General features: G+C 49.3%; 16 protein-coding genes. 5 read left to right on the top strand and 11 right to left on the bottom strand.

Annotated features, from left to right (window positions below; translation table 11 throughout):
* Positions 1–5: 5 nt before the first annotated feature.
* On the bottom strand, positions 6–1,622 hold the full coding sequence (locus ACFQ0N_RS03355; protein WP_379322920.1) for a nickel ABC transporter substrate-binding protein: 1,617 nt from the start codon (positions 1,620–1,622) through the stop codon (positions 6–8).
* Between the two features lie 150 nt (positions 1,623–1,772).
* On the opposite strand from ACFQ0N_RS03355, the gene ACFQ0N_RS03350 reads away from it, so the two are divergent.
* The gene (locus ACFQ0N_RS03350) at positions 1,773–2,522 is read left to right on the top strand and encodes a class I SAM-dependent methyltransferase (RefSeq protein WP_379322919.1); all 750 of its coding nucleotides are present in this window, start codon (positions 1,773–1,775) and stop codon (positions 2,520–2,522) included.
* A gap of 23 nt (positions 2,523–2,545) precedes the next feature.
* On the opposite strand, the gene ACFQ0N_RS03345 is transcribed toward ACFQ0N_RS03350, so the two are convergent.
* A complete protein-coding gene (locus tag ACFQ0N_RS03345) occupies positions 2,546–2,845 on the bottom strand; it encodes a transposase (protein WP_379322918.1) in 300 nt (99 codons plus the stop codon).
* A 136-nt stretch (positions 2,846–2,981) separates the two neighbouring features.
* On the opposite strand from ACFQ0N_RS03345, the gene ACFQ0N_RS03340 reads away from it, so the two are divergent.
* Positions 2,982–3,461 (top strand): hypothetical protein, encoded by a 480-nt coding sequence (locus tag ACFQ0N_RS03340; protein ID WP_379322917.1) that lies wholly within the window; start codon positions 2,982–2,984, stop codon positions 3,459–3,461.
* A gap of 20 nt (positions 3,462–3,481) precedes the next feature.
* Here ACFQ0N_RS03340 and ACFQ0N_RS03335 read toward each other — a convergent pair whose 3' ends face one another.
* A complete protein-coding gene (locus ACFQ0N_RS03335; RefSeq protein WP_379322916.1) occupies positions 3,482–4,735 on the bottom strand; it encodes a serpin family protein in 1,254 nt (417 codons plus the stop codon).
* A gap of 314 nt (positions 4,736–5,049) precedes the next feature.
* On the opposite strand from ACFQ0N_RS03335, the gene ACFQ0N_RS03330 reads away from it, so the two are divergent.
* The gene (locus ACFQ0N_RS03330; protein WP_379322915.1) at positions 5,050–6,078 is read left to right on the top strand and encodes a mannose-1-phosphate guanylyltransferase; all 1,029 of its coding nucleotides are present in this window, start codon (positions 5,050–5,052) and stop codon (positions 6,076–6,078) included.
* A 58-nt stretch (positions 6,079–6,136) separates the two neighbouring features.
* The gene (locus ACFQ0N_RS03325; RefSeq protein WP_379322914.1) at positions 6,137–6,952 is read left to right on the top strand and encodes a DUF6492 family protein; all 816 of its coding nucleotides are present in this window, start codon (positions 6,137–6,139) and stop codon (positions 6,950–6,952) included.
* A gap of 301 nt (positions 6,953–7,253) precedes the next feature.
* Here ACFQ0N_RS03325 and ACFQ0N_RS03320 read toward each other — a convergent pair whose 3' ends face one another.
* The 8 genes from ACFQ0N_RS03320 to ACFQ0N_RS03285 all read right to left on the bottom strand — a co-directional run bounded on the left by ACFQ0N_RS03320 (position 7,254) and on the right by ACFQ0N_RS03285 (position 17,060).
* The gene (locus tag ACFQ0N_RS03320) at positions 7,254–8,345 is read right to left on the bottom strand and encodes a sialidase family protein (protein WP_379322913.1); all 1,092 of its coding nucleotides are present in this window, start codon (positions 8,343–8,345) and stop codon (positions 7,254–7,256) included.
* A 20-nt stretch (positions 8,346–8,365) separates the two neighbouring features.
* Positions 8,366–9,247, bottom strand: a complete 882-nt coding sequence (locus ACFQ0N_RS03315; protein ID WP_379322912.1) for a carbohydrate ABC transporter permease — start codon at positions 9,245–9,247, stop codon at positions 8,366–8,368.
* Positions 9,248–9,257: 10 nt separating this feature from the next.
* Entirely contained in the window at positions 9,258–10,175 is a 918-nt protein-coding gene (locus ACFQ0N_RS03310) for an ABC transporter permease (protein ID WP_379322911.1), read from the bottom strand.
* Positions 10,176–10,196: 21 nt separating this feature from the next.
* The gene (locus ACFQ0N_RS03305; protein WP_379322910.1) at positions 10,197–11,792 is read right to left on the bottom strand and encodes an extracellular solute-binding protein; all 1,596 of its coding nucleotides are present in this window, start codon (positions 11,790–11,792) and stop codon (positions 10,197–10,199) included.
* A 121-nt stretch (positions 11,793–11,913) separates the two neighbouring features.
* Positions 11,914–14,334: a helix-turn-helix domain-containing protein gene (locus ACFQ0N_RS03300; RefSeq protein ID WP_379322909.1), complete on the bottom strand. Its 2,421-nt coding sequence runs from the start codon at positions 14,332–14,334 to the stop codon at positions 11,914–11,916.
* A gap of 152 nt (positions 14,335–14,486) precedes the next feature.
* Positions 14,487–16,073 carry a GMC family oxidoreductase gene (locus ACFQ0N_RS03295; protein WP_379322908.1) on the bottom strand — a complete coding sequence of 529 codons (1,587 nt, stop codon included), beginning with the start codon at positions 16,071–16,073 and terminating at the stop codon, positions 14,487–14,489.
* Complete coding sequence (locus tag ACFQ0N_RS03290) at positions 16,073–16,666, bottom strand: gluconate 2-dehydrogenase subunit 3 family protein (protein ID WP_379322907.1); 594 nt, start codon at positions 16,664–16,666, stop codon at positions 16,073–16,075. The genes ACFQ0N_RS03295 and ACFQ0N_RS03290 overlap by 1 nt, the downstream gene beginning before the upstream one ends.
* A gap of 4 nt (positions 16,667–16,670) precedes the next feature.
* Positions 16,671–17,060 (bottom strand): hypothetical protein, encoded by a 390-nt coding sequence (locus tag ACFQ0N_RS03285; protein WP_379322906.1) that lies wholly within the window; start codon positions 17,058–17,060, stop codon positions 16,671–16,673.
* A gap of 145 nt (positions 17,061–17,205) precedes the next feature.
* Here ACFQ0N_RS03285 and ACFQ0N_RS03280 point away from each other — a divergent pair, with 145 nt between their 5' ends.
* Positions 17,206–18,321: a mandelate racemase/muconate lactonizing enzyme family protein gene (locus ACFQ0N_RS03280; protein ID WP_379322905.1), complete on the top strand. Its 1,116-nt coding sequence runs from the start codon at positions 17,206–17,208 to the stop codon at positions 18,319–18,321.
* Positions 18,322–18,346 lie beyond the last annotated feature (25 nt).

Below are 18,346 nucleotides of genomic sequence, written 5' to 3'. Positions count from 1 at the left end.
TCGGCTCACAGATTGATGTCCAGCTTTTCCCATACGACCGGACGGCTTTGCGTTGTTCCGAGTTCAAACGGCTTTATCTTCTTGCTGCTGAGCAAAATTTCATAGGGAGCAAATACCGGGAGTACCAACGCTTGATCGTGAATGAGACCGAAAATCTCAGTATAAAGCTGCTGACGCTCCTCTTCGCTCGTTGACGATTGCACCTTGTCAAGCAATTCGTTGAAATACCCGTCTCCGTAGCCCAGCACCGGCTTTTTGTCCGCTGCATAGAACAGCGACGTTAAAAAGCCGTACGGGTTGTACGCATCCTCATAGGTGCGGTAGACGATAAGATCGTAGTTCTTGTTTTTCCACAGGGCATCGTAATAGGCGCCTTTCTCCAGCACTTTCAGCTCCAGTTGGACGCCGGCTTTAGCGAGGTCGCTTTGCGCCGCTTCGCCGATCGCTTTCCATTCCGGATATTCCTCAGTTTGCAGGACGAGTGAGAGTGTTAGTGGCTTGCCCGCTTTGTCGGCAATCCCATCACCGTTAGTATCCTTCCAGCCGGCGGCGCCGAGCAGCTCTTTCGCCTGATCGAGATCGTAGCCGTAACCCTTTTCGTTATCTTTCGTTACATAAGGAACCGTGCTTTGAAACAGGCCTTTAGCTGGCTGGCCGATCCCGTTCAGGAGCTTCTCTGCGATATCCTGTTTGTTAATGGCGTAATTTAACGCTTTACGGACATTTACGTCCTGCAATATATTGTTGTCGTTATTAAAACCGAAAAAGTAAGTGATCGTGCCGTCAATTTGCTTCATCGCGACATCTTTACTGCTGTTAAAGAGGCTTAAGCTTTCGACAGGTATTTTGCCAAAGGAGCCACCGGCCAGCTGGATGTCGTTTTTTTGCAGCGCAAGCACGCGCGTCTGTGGGTCGGGAATCACTTTGAACACCAGCCTGCCCAGCTTGGGCTTGCTTCCCCAGTAATTCGGATTTGGCGTAAAAACGGCTTGCTCGTCCTGCTTATAATCCGATACTACCCACGCTCCGGTACCGATCGCTTTGACAAACTTCCCGTCTGGATCGCCTGCCGGCTCCACTGCGGTCGGGCTCATGATACGGAACGGTCTGGCATAAGTTAGCTCCGTCAAGGTCAAATAATAGGCTTCGCTGAACGTCAGCTTCACAGTATACTCATCGCTCACTTCGATATTTTGGATGTTTTTGGACGTACGGAAAGATTCATGGTCCTTTTTATTTGCCCAGCGCATGATTGAGAACTTTACCGCATCTGCATTGAACGGCGTTCCATCGGAAAATTGGACATTTTTGCGTAAATGGAATGTGTATGTTTTGCCATCCTCCGATATGTCCCATTTTTCGGCCAGCCCCGACAAGTTTTCTCCTTTAGCCCCATATTCAACAAGCGCGTCATAAACGAGCGGATAAGCTTGCATAAGTCCGTTGTAGCTTGCCGCATCGAGCTTCCCGGCTTCGATATCTTGGGCAACCGCAACTGTAATTTGTTTCGCAACGGGACCTTCCGGCTCCGCCTGGTTATTCCCTGCCGGCGCTTGGCCGCATCCCCATAACATTAGAGCAGCAAGTAATAGACTTGTGCCCGCTTTCCAACATTTCTTCATAATGGCCTCCACTAAAAAAATAGTTGATTACGAATCTCTTTGTTGATAAAATAGCTTTCGGGAATTAAATCGTAATATTTACTAATATATACGTTGACGATGGAAAGCGCAATTTATTTTTCGAGCCTGTCATTTAACGGAGGGAACCATATGAATTTAAAGACACGCCAACAAAAATATTGGGACAACGGCGCGGAGCTGTATGACGAAGTGATCGCCAAGGAAATGAACGGTTTCAAGAAGCAAGCCTGGATGAAGCTCATAGAGCGGCAGATCGGACCAACGCCGAATCAGGCAGTACTGGATGTCGGTACGGGTCCGGGGTTCTTCGCTATTTTGCTAGCCGGGATGGGCCACACGGTAACGGCGGTCGACTCTTCGCCGGAAATGCTCAAGAATGCCCATAAAAACGCTCAGGCAGCACAAGCGAGCATTAAATTTATAAACAGCGATTTGCATGATCTTCCGTTCGCGGAGGGAAGCTTCGATGTGATTATTAGCCGCAATGTAACGTGGACGCTGCGCGATCCGGAAAGCGTGTACCGCCTTTGGGCGAAGCTGTTGAAAACGGGCGGCAGATCCGTCATTTTCGATGCCAATTGGAATGCGCATTTAACAAATCCGGAAGCTGCAGCAAAAGTGGAGGAAGGTATGGAGCAGGCAAGAGCGATGGGATTCAATGTTAAGGAAAGCGCGGAGTTAGAAAAAGAAGGGAACGATATATCGCGCCAGCTTCCGCTCACCTTCAAGCAGCGCCCGCAATGGGACGAGCAGGCGCTTTACGGCGCCGGATTCAAATTAGTCGAGCTGGGCGGCGGTTTTGATGCCGACATTTATACAGAAGATGAGCAAATAGCCTATGGCAGGACGCCGATGTTTTCGATTTGCGCGATAAAGTAGTCTATGCCATTGAAGGAGTATCTTCAGCGGTCTTCCTTATAAGCCTTCATCGTGAACATCAGCAAGCGGTAGAGAATGTAGACCCCGAGGTAAGCGCCTGCTGCAAGAAAGAACGGGTTAATGAAGATGCCATGGATTTTCGTCATAAAAACAGTTTGGTCTCTAATTATGCGATACACTGATATAGCTGCGATATTTCCGAAAACAAGCCCCATAATAAGCGAGGCGACATTAAATGCATGTCGGATCGGACTCCATCTTTTATGCCAATAGGCCATGAGTAACGGAACTAATATGCTGCCTAAAATGATTAGAACAGACATGGGCTTCACCTCATCCTTAGTCTTGACTTCTATTTTGTGAAAAATACTTCAATTATTCGGATTCAGGTGAAATGCAGATTTTAACATTGTATAAGAAGCGGTCCCTAGTGTATGGTGAAACAAAGGAGGAGTTGCGATGCTCCGTAAATTGTTACTCACCTATAATTGGAGAAAACTTCGTATTCGTGTTTGGGAGAAAAGGCTCCTTTATCAATTAGTGCTTATTTCAAACCGTTTTCCGACTGCTTTAAAAGTCTCGCTTCATCTTTCCTGGGGCCCTTTTTACGGCGGCTCGGTTATTTTAGACCGGAAAGGCAAAAAAGCAAAAATATTTATTCAAATTCCCTATGACCGTTATATCACTGCAGACGAAAAATTCGTAATGTCTCATTATCAAATTAGTAGAAATGCACTTCCGTATTTTATTTTCTTTCATGAATGCTTTCATCTCATTGATGTCCTCTCCCAGTTGCCGCAAAAAGACCTTGATACGTACCAGGCCGCTTTGAAGAAAGAGGCCCAAGCATCAACACATTACCGATTCCTGCATGTCGAGCAATGTGCGGACGATTTTGCTTATCAGCAATATATGGATTTATGCGAAAAGGCCGGCTAAACCGGCCTTTTCAATTCCAACTATGGCTCCGTCACGGCCCCTAAAAACAGCCATGCGCCGGTCTGGCAGTCTTCAATGGCGAAGAAGAACGGCCGGTTGACCGTCATCTGGAATGGCGGATCGACCGGAGCGGAAGCCCCAGCCATTTGAACCGAAGTGACTGCCGCTGCCTCTGTTCCTTTTTCATTGACTTCGACGAACGATTTATGTGTTACTCCACTAATGAACAGGTTGGGTGGAACCGGTGCCATGCCGGAAAAGTCAGCCTTCGCTTCGTCAAATGGCAATGTCATCCCCATAGCCTGGAGAGGCTCTTTCAACGGTACGTCGTATTCGATCTTGAAACGCGGAAGCTTGATCTCTCCCTTGCTCATCCCAAACGGCTGATGCCAGCGGCTGTAATCCGCCTCGAGCAATTCATAAAGGGCATCCAATGAGGAAGATTCGTCCGGAAGTATGATCAGCATATCCATCTGCCCTTCCCCGTATGGCAAGCGGATAGCTTGAAATCCCTCCTCCTGAAAATACTCATAAGTGCCTGTCTGCGCCATCATCTGCACTTGCTTGGCAGAACCGTCCTGCAGCCTGAAGCGTTCCTCTTTCGTAGCGGAAGGCTGAAACTCCTCTTTCCATCCGCCATTGAAGTAAACCGCATTCATCAGAATCAGAACTTCCATGGGATCGATGGATTCGATCATATTCGGAATTTTCCCATTAGTATTGTTGTTTACCCAGTCATTGATTGTGTCAACGGCTTTGGGACTGCTGAAATCGAGCTCGGTTACTTGGGCATCATAAAACGCCTGGTTGGTTTTCATAAAATCATTGTGAAATGCTATCCCTTTACGCGACCAAAGTGAATTGGCAATGCTTACTTGCACGCCGTTGCCAGACTGCTGCAAAAGCGAAATAAGCGCCTTGTTGCCCTGATTGATTTCATCTAAGGACATGTTCTGCCAGCCCATTGTTTTGGCCATCGCGGTTTGTGTTTCCCCGTTGCTGCCATTGTAAGTCATGGCAAGCGCCAAAGAAATGCTGGTCGGAGAAATGAATATGTTTTTCTTCTTGTTCTGCTCCGTCTGAACCAATTGCCGATAGAGATGCATGCCAAACTCGTTGCTTGCTTTAACAATACGCGTATCAATCTTCTTCGCCTCAGCGCGGCGTTGTTCTAAGGAAATCGATTCAGTAGAAGAAGAATGTCCACACGCAGGCACAATCAGCAGCAGAAGAATGCCTGCCGCAAAAAATTTACTTTTTCTAAAATACGACATACCTTTTTTAGTCCCCCCCCCTCAATCTCATCCTTTATAGACGAGAAAATTTTGCATAATGTTCCATTAATTTCGCTTGCGCATAAAAATGATTGGATTGCCACTCACAGCTGATCACTGAATCCTTTATTGCGTTTCCCCCGTATGACCAGAATATAGGTGAGTGGTCGATTTTTGGGAATACATTACTTTAGCAAATTCGGCACCCTTACCTTCGACTTGCCGCCCATTGTACGTCTGCCGTCTCCAGAGGATTGAAACATGCATACAATGATAAAACACGGTCCGTCTTTTGTCATTAGGAGGTGCATTACTTGAAAATCGTCATTATGGCGGGGGGAAAAGGAACCCGTTTTTGGCCACGAAGCAACGACGATTTGCCCAAGCAGTTCCTGCCGTTCCTGTCCGAGCAAACTTTGATTCAAGAGACGGCGAACCGCTTTCGCGATTTCGTGCCCGCTTCTCGCCTCTTTATCGCGCTGCCCCGGCACTACTTGCCTCTGTTGAAAGAACAGTTGCCCGATTTTTCGCCGAATCAGCTGATCGTCGAGCCCCAGCAGAAGGATACCGCCGCATGCATCGCATTGACCGTCTTTCGCTTCCTTCAAACCGGAGACGACGAACCGGTGGCGTTCGTGCCTTCCGATCAATATATAGCGGACAAGGAGGCCTTCCTTGCAGCCGTCTCCGCAGCAGCGGATGTAGCTTTATTGCCTGATGCGATCGTAACGCTCGGCGTCCGGCCCAACCGAGCCGAGACCGGCTTCGGATATTTGTTCACCGCGCCCGACCCGAATGCCGGCCAGGAAAGCTCCGTAAGCGGAATACTCCGGGTCGCCCGGTTTTTGGAGAAACCGGACGATAAACGGGCCCCACAGCTCATAAACGAACCCGGCATCTACTGGAACAGCGGCATCCTTGTCTGCCGCCCGGAGGCCATGGCCCACTGCATCCAATCCTGCGAGCCGGCGCTTTTCAACCCCCTACTTCAAAACCCGACAGACCCGGATGCCGCATACGCCGACATGCCTCGGCTTTCCATCGATTATGCCGTTCTGGAGAAAGCAAGGACGATCTATTGCTTGCCGGTAAATTGTGGATGGGACGATATCGGTTCCTGGGGCTCTCTGCTGCGATACCTGCCACAGGATCCGAGCGGGAATGTCATCCAGGGCGAGGTCGATCTGATGGATGCAGCCCGAAATCTCGTATTTGTGGATGACCGGAAGGCGGTCATTATCGGGGTTAGCGACCTTATCGTCGCCCTGACTTCCAATGGATTGCTCATCTGCCCTAAATCCGAGGAGCCATTGTTGAAAAAATGGTTGTCGACGGGAAAGTAAGGGGTCGACAGTCCCAACCCAAAACGATCGGCGCAGCATATTCTGATGATAACCGACTATGAAAAGGAGCGGATTCTCATTGGCCTCGAACTCTGATATCAAAATCGACGTCGTCATTCCGGCCATCGACAAAGATTTGGGCACGCTTCCCTATGTGATCGACGGTGTAAGAAAATACGTGCGGCATCCCATCGGCCGGATTTTCGTCGTGGCGCCGGACAGCCCCAAAATCAAAGCCGTCTGCCATCTCAAAGGCTGTGCCTTCATTCATGAAAGTACGGTTCTCCCCCTGCGAAAAAAACAGATCACGTACCGTTCCAAAAGATGGGAGAGATCCGGCTGGTTATACCAGCAGCTGTTGAAGCTCGGCAGCAGTTCCGTTGCGAGCCAGCGGCATTTCTTGGTTATCGACGCCGATACCGTATTGATCCGGCCGCACCGGTTCTACGCCGACGGCAAGCAACTGTTCTATTGCCGAAACTGGAGCCAGCCTGAATATTTCGTCACCTATCGCAAGCTACTCGGAACAAAAGCCCCACGTCCCCGTTCTTTCGTGACGCACTACATGTTGTTCGACAAAACGAAGCTGCAGTCGCTCAAGAATAAAATCGAAGCGAGGCACGGAACGAAGTGGTTTAAAGCCATTCTGAAAAGCGTCAACCGAAAAAAGCAGTTCGGATTTTCTGAATTTGAGACGTACGGAAATTACGTTTATTCCGTTCACCCCGGGAAAGCTCGACTCAAAAGCGCGCTTAACAAAAGTCTGTCGACCAGCCCATCCGCTCTGTCGAGGTCTGCCGTCGGCAAGCTGGCCCAGCGCTACCGATCGCTGTCTTTTCACAAAAGAAAGAGTTATACCCGAAGCGCAAAGTAACCGGATAAGCCATACGCGAATTAAGCTGGCTTCAATCTCGCAGATGAAGCCAGCTTTGTCGTACTTGTGGGGATACACGATCTTCTCAGCCGCTCGCCAGATCTGTGCGAATTCCTGCTTTACCTCCGCTTGAGCGCTGTTGATGCTAGCCGTCTCCCAGTACACCATCGACTCGTACATTCGACGCCCGTAGAGGTAGGTGCCAATCGACCACTTGAATATTCATTTCCGTCCACTTGTAAAATAGTTAATGTCATTAATAATCAAAGTGCCAGTGGTATATGGTGAAATTGACTCTTTTTCACATGATATCGGCCAGCTTGATTTTGGTCATCTTCAGGCGCGACAGGCAAATCCCGTCCTCCGGTTCGCCCGCGCAATACGCCAGCAGCACAGCATCGGGCGTGAAATGGATGGCCGTATAGCAGTAACCTCCGTTATCCTCCTCGGTTTCTACCGCAAAATAATTTGACCATGTCTTCCCCTCATCCCGGCTAATTGCGCCGACAAGCGGCGTTCTGCCCCAGGAATGCTTACCGATATCACGCAGCTGGTAATTCGGAATCGGATTCCATACGGCCAGCAAATCTCCTGTCGCGGGCCTCCGCTTCATCGACAAGGGAGAAACGGACGATGTAAATTGCGACGGTCTTGCTTCGGACCATGTTTCCCCGCCGTCATGGGAGAAAGCCTCATACTGCCGCCCCAGATCTGTTCGAATATACATCCAGAGCGCGCCGTTAGCCAGTTCGATGATGCCCGGCTCCTGCAAACCGCTGGCTGACGAAGGGACAGATAAGGAGATGCTGTTGGCCGCTTCCCGCCATGTGCAGCCGTCATCGTCCGATATCATCACATAGACAGTGCCGCGTGAATCGAACGATTTCCATTCGACCGTATCACTTGTTCTCATTTTGTGCAGTGCGGACGGGACAAGAAGCCGTCCGGTCGATAATCGGATGACACGGTCGTTATTGACCACGTAATATCCTAATCCCGGCACACAGCAGACCGGTTCGCTCCATGTGTTCCCTTCATCGCTGGACCGGAACAGGCGCAGCCTCGTATCATGCCAGCCGTAACGAAGGGAATAGAATAATCCGATATCCCCATTTCCCAGTCTTAGCAAGGAGACGCTCATAATATTTAGCGCCTGCCAGCGGTCAGGTTCGTCTATAATCGTATCTCCGCTCCATGTCTCCCCGCCGTCTGCCGAATATCTTAAGGCAATACAAGCTTTGGCGTCATCGCTGTAGGAGTCGCCGGTAAACCGGCTGTAGACGAACATGATGCGGCCGTCCTTCAGATCGAGGAATGCCCCTTCGCTATTGCGCGGATTATTGGCTCCCGGTCTTAAATCCAAAACAGGGTAGCCCTTTTTTTCAATCTTCATCTTGTATTCTCTCCTTTTCATTATCCTTTGACCGATCCGACCAGCACGCCTTTAATAAAATGCTTTTGCAGAAACGGATACACGCACATAATCGGAATCGTTGTGATCATAATCATCGCTCCTCTTAGCGCTTGCGGCGTCGCTTGTTCCTTCATATTCAGCAGAATGGAACTGTCGAGATCCTGATTGGTCATCGTTAGGACGATACGCCGTAAAAACACCTGCAATGGCATAAGATCCGAGCTTGTAATATAGATCGTAGCGTCAAACCAGGCATTCCAATGCGTTACCCCGTAAAACAAACCGATCGTGGCAAGCATCGGCATACTGACAGGGATAATGATGCTGACCAGCACCCTGAGCGGCGATGCGCCATCCAGTGTTGCCGATTCCTCAAGGCTTTCCGGTATTTGCGAAAAGAAACTTCGCATGATGAGCAAATACCAGGCGCTAATGAGCGAAGGGAAAATCATCACCCAGAATGTATTCGTCAGATGGAGAAATTTCATTAATAAATACGTCGGCACCAGGCCGCCGCCGAACAGCATGGAGATGAACACAAGGGTGACGATGATTTTCCGTCCGGGTAGCGTTTTGCGGGACAGCCCGTAAGCCATCATCGCGGTAAAAATAAGATTGAGCGCCGTTCCTGCCGTTGTCCGCATAATCGTGATGCCATAGCTTTGGTACAACGCCGATCCTTGGCTAAGCAAGGTGGCATAGGAGGTGAAATCAAGCTTTTCGGGGACTAGAATGAAGCTTCCCCGTCTGATCAGCTCTTGTTCACTGACTAGCGAAGTCGAGAGCAGGATTAGAAATGGAACGATAAATGTCAATGTCAACACAGTTAATAAAGAATAGTTCACGACATTAAATATTTTGCCGCCAGTGGAATCTTTCATTCTGTATCACCTACCATATTCCTTCATGTCCCAGCTTTTTCGCGACATAGTTTGCGCCCGCGACCAATATAAGCGCGATCACCGCTTTAAACAGCCCGACCGCTGCTGCGAAAGAATATTGCAGATCCAGCAAGCCTTTGCGGTAAACATAAGTGTCAATAATATCCGCTACCTCGTATACGGGCGGAGAATAAAGCAGGAAGATTTGTTCAAAGCCGGCATCCAAAATATGCCCGATATTCAAAATAAAAAGAATGACGACAATAAAGCTGATGCTCGGAAGCGTAATGCTCCACATTTGTCTGAACCGGCCCGCTCCGTCTACCTTTGCCGCTTCATAAAGCTGCGGATCTACCCCTGCAATGGCTGCGATATAAATGATGCTGCTCCAGCCGACTTCCTTCCAGATGCTGGATATGACCAGCACCGATCTGAAGAAGCGGTTATCTCCCAGAAACATGATCGGTTCAAACCCGAGACGCTGCAGCAAGCCGTTTACAAATCCGCCGTCGGTCGTCAGCATCACCGACACTAAGCCGGCCAGCACGACCATCGAGATAAAATGGGGCATATATGAAATCGTCTGCACCGTTTTTTTGAAAAACTTCAGCCTGACTTCATTCAATAAGAGCGCCAAAATAATTGGTGCAGGAAATCCGAACAGCAGCTTGTAGACGCTAATAATGAGTGTATTGCCGATAATGTTCCAGAAGTAATACGAGTTGATAAAATTGTTAAAATGTTTGAGTCCCACCCAGTCTGCCGACATCATGCCTTCCAGCCCCTGAAAGGGAGAAATGTCTTTGAACGCAATGAGAATGCCGTACATGGGGCCATATTGGAAAACTAGAAAATAAAGGAGCCCGGGCAGCACAAGCAGCAGGTACAGCTTTTCCCGTCTGATCCGGCGCCAAATCGAAGTATTCAACAATGAATCACCCTGCTTTCCTTAGCCGTTCTTGACCCGCTCATATTCTTTGGTGTAAGCTTCAATCCACTTATTGATGCCCGCATCCTCAAGCTCTTTCAAAAATTGCTGGTACTCCGCCAACGGACGGGCGCCCATAATAAACTTCGTAATTTCCTGCTCGATCATTCTTTCGATATCGCCGGACGTTGGAACCTCTTCCGCGATTTTGGCCGTATCAAGCAGATAGCTCACCTTTGATGTTCCGGTATATTTCACCTTTTCTTTTTCTACCAGGTACGACTCGAAAAACGGTCTGACCCACAGGTCATTGCTTTCCGGATCATCTTCCCGGAATTGAACGGTCATGGCAAAGGAGAAGCCCGTCATAAATTCGCCGGCATAATCCGTATTCAGACGGTGCATCAGTCCTTTCTCTTTGTCGACCCATTCCCAATGCTTGCCTGGTATGCCGTAAAATGCGGTTAAGTAATTCTCGATGTCGGAATGCAGCCAGTTCAGATAACGTATCGCTCCTTCAGGGTTTTTGGCGTTTTTATTGATCATCGTTCCGCCCTTGCCGACACCGCCGACCATTCGGCCATAGCCCTTCGGTCCTTGCAGATCGGCTACCACAAACTCGGCATCCTTATCCAGCGTCTTGCGAATCGCCATCGTCTGCAGCATCGTATGCGAATGCCAGGTAGCGGCGCTTGCTACACGGTTCGACCGGACGAGCTCAATCCTGCGCGCAGAATCGGTTGAGAAGGACTCGCGGTAGATGTACCCTTTTTTGTACCAGTCCGCCATTAGCTTTACGAACTCTTCATAGCCCGGATCTTGTACGGTCGGCCTCACTTTGCCTTCGGCATCGATCCAGTCGCCATAGCCGTAATCCATGAACAGGCCTGCCAGCGTCCGGTTCATTTCGCCGAATGATGTAATAAGCGGGATGGTCTCGCCATTGCCGGCCGGATCTTTCTCTTTAAACGCTTTCAAAACGGCTTCAAATTGTTCCAGGTTTTCCGGCACCGGGAGCCCGACTTCATCCAGCCAATCCTTGCGGATCGTCAGAGCCTCTCCTGCCATAGGCGGCGAAATGGGCAGCGCCCATAATTCACCGTCTGAAGTCTGAACGGCTTCCCAGGATGCCATCGACCAGTCATCCGGCCATAAGGAGCGAATGCTTGGCCCGTACTCATCCAGCAGCTTGTTCAGCGGCATCGCCCCACCATTGGCCTGATGCAAATCCATCGACCCGTTATAGATATCCAACGGCTCATTGCCGGCCAGCAGCAAATTCAAGCGGTCGCTTTCGGACCCTTTTGGCGGTACAATCTCAATCACTTCAACGCCGCTCTGCTCTTTAATATATTGGCGAACTTCAGCCAAAGTTTCTTTGGAGCTCAAATTCACCGCATTGCCCAGGTGCCCGTAGTTGGGATAAAGATATACTTTGCCGTAATCCTTTGCTTTTGTTTCCTCTTCCTTGCCTTCCCCTGCACGATTGCTGCTGCTGTTGTCCGCTCCCGGTGCGGAAGCCGGTTTGGGCTCATCAGGCGTCTGGGATGAACAAGCCGCTAATAAGGAAAGAACTAACGAGCCGCTGAGCAACGATTTCATAACATGGTTACGCATAAGAAACCTCCCTGTTTTGATTGATGATCGTATGACATAACCAAATTATAGTGACGGAATCGCCTATTTTGAAATGCTTCATCCTTTACATTCATGCTTTAATCATGACATTCCCTTGCGTTTACAAGGTTTCCGCCAGTTTCTCCGCCTTTTGCAGGTTTGCCGGCTCAGCTGAATCCGCCGAGTTTGCAAGCTGCTTGCGGTATTCTCCCGGCGTGATGCCTGTAAACTCCTTGAACAGCTTGATATAGTAATTGGTCTTGAGATAGCCGACTTGTTCGCTAATCTCTTTAATCTTCAGATTGGTTGTCTCCAGCAGCTCCTTGCTGCGCCTAATACGAACGGAGGTTAAATATTCGAGGAAGGTGACGCCCTGTTCATCTTTAAAAATTCGGCTCAGGTAGGAAGGGTTAAGCCCAAGCTGCTCTGCCACATAAGCCAGGGTGATCGCCTCGCCGCAATCCTGATGAAGCATATGAATGGCCTGCTCGATATGGCGATTTTTTTTGTCCCGCACCGCATTGCCCAAAGAATCTGTAAGCTTGCCTGTTAAGTCCTCAAACCAGTGCACAATATCATGCCAATTATTTTTTTGCTGCAGCAAATAGAACAGATTGTTGTTTTCCTTCAGCAGCACATTCAAGTCGACGCGGATTTCATTGGCCATAATCGTAATTCTGCTCAATAGCTGAATAAGCCCGTGCTTGATCTGATGGTAATGAACTTTGCCTTCCTGCTCCTGAAAGTCCCGCATGATATGCGCAAGTATGCTTTTGGCTTTCAGATATTCCCCATTAATAAGCGCATAGATGAACGCTTCCTCTTTTTCCTTCGGATACATAAACAGCGGCGTGCCGCTCATCCGCACATCATCAGTGTAGACAACCTCGCAGGACCCGGCCATTATGCGGTAGCGAAGCGCCTCCCTCGCCTGGCTGAAGCTGGCCGGCAAGTCAGAGAGATGCCGGCAAAACTCGCCGATGCCGATGGAACAGTGCAGCCCGAGCCGTTCCTCCGCCTGCCGGATGACGCGTTCCGCCAATTGATAATTGTCTTGCAGCTCGTCGTGTCGGCCGTTCATCAAGACAACAATTTGGCCTTCCAGGATCTCAAGCACGATACTGTCCCGCTCGCCAGGCAAGCATAAATGGATCTCATCAATTAACCGCAATTTGTCCAGCCGCTCATTCTCGATATCGGAATTTGAGGCGTTCTCGATCAACACAAGCCATACGTAGACCCCTTCCAAATTCAAACGGAGCTCCAAATATTCCATTCGTTTTTGGATTTCATCGCTATGTAGTGCGTGGGGGTGCAGCAAAGTGTAGATAAATTTCTCCTGATTGGCGGGCAGGCTTTCCAGCAATCTGAGCTGCAGGCTATTCCGATCCTCCATCACTACTTTGAAGCTGTCCTGGATCACGCGAACCTCGCTGCGCTGCGGGTCGATATGACTTTGATCAGGTTCAAAGCTTTTATGGATAAAATCAAGCAAGCGCCGCACCGGAATGTAGATTTGCCATGTAGCGGCATAAATAAGCAAGCCGATCGCTGCAACGAGGATGGCGCAGCTGACGGTTATCATCATTCTGATTTTGGATATTCCGGCATATAGATCTTCCAGCGATGAAACGGTGATAAAGCGCCAGCCAAGATGCTCGGATGTGTAGGCTGTCAGCAGACTTGCCCTGCCATCAATGTCCAGCTGCTTGGAGTAAGCGTTATCCATCTGCTCCAGTTCCATCTGCGTTAGCAGCTTCAGAGCGGCGGAATTGGCCGGATCCGTCTGCGAATCCCCGTCATGCAGCAATAATTGGCCATTGGGCGACAGGACGAACAGTGTACTATCCGTGCTGCCATCCAGCTTGCTGACAAAAGCTTTCGCCAATGCCTCGGCATTCAAATTAACTGCGATATAATTGCCCCAGGTCGGAGAAGCATAAATCATCGGAATCACTCTTCTCGGCGCGAGATCGCGTCCGGTAGCCATGCGCGAATCCATAATGATCGGATAGTACCGCTGATTTTCTATATTTTCATCCCAGCCTGTATCATAGAACCGGTCCGGACGAAACTGCAGGCTGTCGGAAGTGAAAATTTGATTCTTCGTACGGTCAAACAAGTAGACCGAATCGATAAATTCGTTGGAATCCTTTAACTTTTTTATGGCCATGATCGTCTGCTCTTTACTCTGCAAATAACTGTACATCCCCGGCAAATCTTCCTCCCGGTACTCTCCTGTCAACGATTCATAGTAGCTGCCGCGGGGAAAACGCTCAAACTCATGCAGCACTTTATCGAGCAGCAGCTGATGAAAAGAATTGCTGATCTGCATTGTCACATTTTCCATCGCATTGATCGTCTGCTGCACATACTTGGTATTCGCGGCCAGCAGCTCCTGCTGCATCGTCGACCGCAATTGCTGGTCAAAGATCGAGCTGATTGTAAACAGCGGCAGCAGGGATACAACCAGAAAGAAGGCAATTAACCGGATCAGCATCACACGCTGTCTCGCCTTGGAAAGAAAGCGTTTTCTAAACATGGTATGTCTCTCCTTGCGATTTAATTATATTATGGTATTACCAAAAGAATATAGCATTCTGCAGTTAAAGCTGTCAATGAGCGACAAATGCAGCTCTCATGAGTGCGCCCTTCATTTGCGATTCTCTGAGCTGAAAAAATCGAAAAGGCCGGTTAGACCGACCTTGTCAATTCCAGCTTATTCGCTTTTTCCTTTATATAGTCGGCTGTTCTCAGCGCTAACGACATCACCGTATTCGTGGGGTTTCCCGCACCGGAAGTGACAAAAATGCTCGCGTCGCAAATGAACAGGTTAGGAATGTCGTGGCATTGTCCGTATGAATTGACGACCGAGGCTTGCGGGTCGTTTCCCATGCGGCAGCCCCCCATCATATGGGCAGTATCCGGAATGACGAATTCGACTTTTCCGCCTGCTGCATCAAGGATGGCGCTCATTTTTCCTACCGCGTGGTCGATGAGCTTCAGATCGTTGCTGCCGTAGCTGAACGTGACTTTGGCACGCGGGAGGCCATACTCGTCTTTCTCGTCTGTCAATGTAACCCGATTCGCCTCATTAGGCAAAACTTCGCCGACCAAAGTGACTCTTCCATAATAGTTATAGTCAAGCAAAGCAGCTCTGAGCTGTTCTCCCCATACTGGCCCTCCCGCCGCTTTGGAAACTCCGCTGGCAAATTCCACCGGCCTGGCGCCGTGCGAATGAAGGGTGTATCCGCGGACAAAGCCGTTCTTCGGATCGGTTCTGTAAAAATCCTGAGTTGTGGCCAGTACGGGAGTTCCTTTATACAGCCTGATTTCTTCATCGAACTTCGCATAGACGTCCTGGCTGCTGTGAACCATAATCGATTTCCCTACCATGCCGCTGCTGTTGGCCAGACCGTCCGGAAAAAGGGAATTTGCTGAATTGAGCAGGAGCCGCGGCGTCTCCACCACGAAGGCGGACAAGATTACAAGCTTGGCTTTTTGCTCATACGTCTTGCCTTCGTGAACAAAAGTAACCCCTTTCACCTTTCCATCCTTGCCCATTAATACTTGAGTGACCATGCAATCAGCCAAAACTTCTGCTCCTGCTTTAATCGCTTTAGGAATATGCACGATGAGGGTGCTGAATTTGGCGTCCGGCATGCAGCCTTGATTGCAGAACCCTCTATTGATGCAGGGAGGACGGCCTTCAAACGGCGCGGACAGGATGGCAAGCGGAGCGACAGAGGAGCGGATCCCCAGCTTTTCACAACCGTTCATAAACATATAGGCGTTCGGGCTCAGCGGCTCTCTTTCCGGATAAGGGTATGGGCCATGATAATTGCCCCACGGAAAATGTTTGGGCCCGGATACAGCAATTTCCTTCTCATTTCTGGCATAATAAGGTTCCAAATCTTCGTAGCTGATCGGCCAATCGTCCGCGACGCCATCCAGCGTCTTTGCTTTGAAATCCGCTTCGTGGAATCGTAAATAGACAGCTGTAAAGTGGACCGTGCCGCCACCGATCCCCCGGCCGGAATTGTTATGTCCCATCGTCAACGGGTTGCTGCCATCGACAATCCGGGTATCCTGCCAGCCCAAATTTTTCATCGAAAGCTCATCGCTCGCAAAATCTTTTTGCGCATCGCGAAATGGCCCTGCATCCAAAATGACTACGCTCATGCCCGCTTCGCTTAATTCTTTGGCCAGAACGCCGCCTGCCGCCCCTGCGCCAACGATGACAACATCTACTTCTTCGTTCGCATATTTTCGTTTTAACATTATTCAGGCTGCGCCTCCCATGGATCCAATTGTCCCAACTGCGTGCGTACATATCCTCGGGGATAGGCTGGCCCGGCATATCCGATTTCGGACCACACCTTTGGATGAGAACAGTAAGACTCGACCGTCAAGCTTAAAAGCTTCTTAAACAGCTCTTTCTGCGGGATTCCGCCCCATATCTTCTGCGGTTCGGCAGTCGAATTGCTGATCTGCTGCAGATACTGCTCTTGTTCAGCGATATCCAGCGATAAAAAAGAAGAAGCATATTGTGCCTCCGCCCCTTCCTCAATTGCCTGAAGACCTGATCGGATCAGCTCCGCGGCCGCAGGAACGCCCGCTTTTCTTTGGCTTTCCCCGGGGGACTGATACAGCGTTTTGTCGATATGGGCGAGTACGAAATCGAGCACTTCCGGCGTTTGATCGTTTACGAAGAGCGAACTGATTCTTTTTATCATTGCAGCCTCGTCCCCGGTTAGAAATTGCAAGTTCTTTTTCGGCTTTAACCGGGAAGTCACGATGGTTTGGGTATGGTCATCCCATTCATCCTGCTCGTCCATAACAGAAAAAGACGGGTAGTGACTTTGCTTTTCCATCGACTCATCGCACCCCCCAGTAAATGGCGATCAAGCCGAGTACGCTTAATGCGGAGAACATTAACGGAAGTGTTATTGGCGGTCCGATAAGAAAATTTCGCAACGCCCAGCCTCCGACCCGCACGCCTACGCCCCGGAAGTGGAAGTAAAATCCAACCAACCCTTCCACAACACCGACAAACATTAAAATCAAAAACACATTGCGCAGCCAGGTAACATTGTACCAAGTCAAAATTATGCCTGTAATAAAGATTACAGGTGCTGAAATGACAGGGCCCCACATCGATTTATGATGGAAGTTTTGCCGGTAATGGAACATCGTCACCTGCAAACCAATAACTAAAAATGCCAGACTGACGAACAATATAAGAACCCGATCAATGGACCAACTCATTTCCGCCGCCTCATTTCCAAAGTATTATAGTCGGTGTAATTGTTGCCAACATCATGCAAGATTATTCCTAATTGGAGTAAGTCATACTATCTGGAAAGGAACGAGAATAAATTTCACATTTTGGAGGATTTGGAGGTACCGCTGCTTGTATATAAAAAAAATTGACACTTTCCCGCTTCTTTACCGTCTGCCCAGGCGATATGGAGATGCTAATGGCATGAAATCATACCGCACCTGCTTTTTGATCCGGATAACCACCGATTCGGGCATTGAAGGCTGGGGCGAATGCGTTGACTGGCTGCCGACCTTGCAAAAAGGCTTCCATGAGCGAATCATTCCTTTTTTGCTTGGCAAGCCGATAGCGGACAGAGCCAAAATACTCCAAACGATCATACAATGGAACGCTCGCTCCGCTGCAGCACTCAGCATGGCTTTAACCGAAATCATGGCCAAAAAATCGGGTATTTCTGTGTGTGACATGTGGGGGGGAAGATTTAGGGACAAAGTGCCTGTTTATGCTTCTTTTCAATCCTATTCAGAGGATCTAAACTGGCAAAAGAACTCTCTCGCCCTTATTGGCCAAGCGATTCATGCCGGATTTGACAAGATCAAGATAAAAATAGGCGGAAAAACGATTGCCGAGGATCAACAGCACATCAACTCTGTTCAGGCCTTGTTGGAATCAAAAATTGATTTAGCTTTGGATGCCAATCAAAGCTATGATCTGGCTGCAGCTTTACGCTGGAAATCATTGCTTGAGGCTTGGCCCAATTTGCTGTGGCTGGAAGAGCCGCTGAAAGTCGATTACATTGGCGAATATGCGCGCTTAAGAAGCCGGCTCAACATCCCGCTGGCAGGCGGCGAGAACATCGAAAAGGCGGCAAAGTTTATTCCTTTTCTTACCGGGCATGCTCTTGACTTTATCACCCCTGATCCTATGCATGCAGCCGGGCTAGACGGTTTCAGGGAAGCGGGCAGATTGGCAAGATGCTTTGGCATTCGCATAACGCCGCATACATACGACGGCGCGTTAGCGCGTCTTTATGCCCTTTTTGCACAAGCGTGTTTGGAACCTTGGAGCAAGATGGAAGCGGACGGAATCGAGCCTGTCGAATGGGACGTGATGGATAATCCTTTTACTAAATTGCTCCCGCTCTCCCCTGCTGCCGGGACCATTTACCTGCCTAGCGGCAATGGGATTGGAGTTGAGCCCGATGCTGATATGCTTGCTTATTATCAATGGGATGGAAGCAGTTATTAATCAGTTTGAAGTTACATTACGAGGA

It is taken from the genome of Paenibacillus sp. GCM10027626 (assembly GCF_042676285.1).
GTDB lineage: Bacteria > Bacillota > Bacilli > Paenibacillales > Paenibacillaceae > Paenibacillus_Z.
This window is presented reverse-complemented; position numbering and strand designations above follow the sequence as displayed.

Coding starts and splice junctions, on each gene's coding strand:
- ACFQ0N_RS03355 (WP_379322920.1), bottom strand. CDS start 1,622: ATGAAGAAATGTTGGAAAGCGGGCACAAGTCTATTACTTGCTGCTCTA.
- ACFQ0N_RS03350 (WP_379322919.1), top strand. CDS start 1,773: ATGAATTTAAAGACACGCCAACAAAAATATTGGGACAACGGCGCGGAG.
- ACFQ0N_RS03345 (WP_379322918.1), bottom strand. CDS start 2,845: ATGTCTGTTCTAATCATTTTAGGCAGCATATTAGTTCCGTTACTCATG.
- ACFQ0N_RS03340 (WP_379322917.1), top strand. CDS start 2,982: ATGCTCCGTAAATTGTTACTCACCTATAATTGGAGAAAACTTCGTATT.
- ACFQ0N_RS03335 (WP_379322916.1), bottom strand. CDS start 4,735: ATGTCGTATTTTAGAAAAAGTAAATTTTTTGCGGCAGGCATTCTTCTG.
- ACFQ0N_RS03325 (WP_379322914.1), top strand. CDS start 6,137: ATGAAAAGGAGCGGATTCTCATTGGCCTCGAACTCTGATATCAAAATC.
- ACFQ0N_RS03320 (WP_379322913.1), bottom strand. CDS start 8,345: ATGAAGATTGAAAAAAAGGGCTACCCTGTTTTGGATTTAAGACCGGGA.
- ACFQ0N_RS03315 (WP_379322912.1), bottom strand. CDS start 9,247: ATGAAAGATTCCACTGGCGGCAAAATATTTAATGTCGTGAACTATTCT.
- ACFQ0N_RS03305 (WP_379322910.1), bottom strand. CDS start 11,792: ATGCGTAACCATGTTATGAAATCGTTGCTCAGCGGCTCGTTAGTTCTT.
- ACFQ0N_RS03300 (WP_379322909.1), bottom strand. CDS start 14,334: ATGTTTAGAAAACGCTTTCTTTCCAAGGCGAGACAGCGTGTGATGCTG.
- ACFQ0N_RS03295 (WP_379322908.1), bottom strand. CDS start 16,073: ATGTTAAAACGAAAATATGCGAACGAAGAAGTAGATGTTGTCATCGTT.
- ACFQ0N_RS03290 (WP_379322907.1), bottom strand. CDS start 16,666: ATGGAAAAGCAAAGTCACTACCCGTCTTTTTCTGTTATGGACGAGCAG.
- ACFQ0N_RS03285 (WP_379322906.1), bottom strand. CDS start 17,060: ATGAGTTGGTCCATTGATCGGGTTCTTATATTGTTCGTCAGTCTGGCA.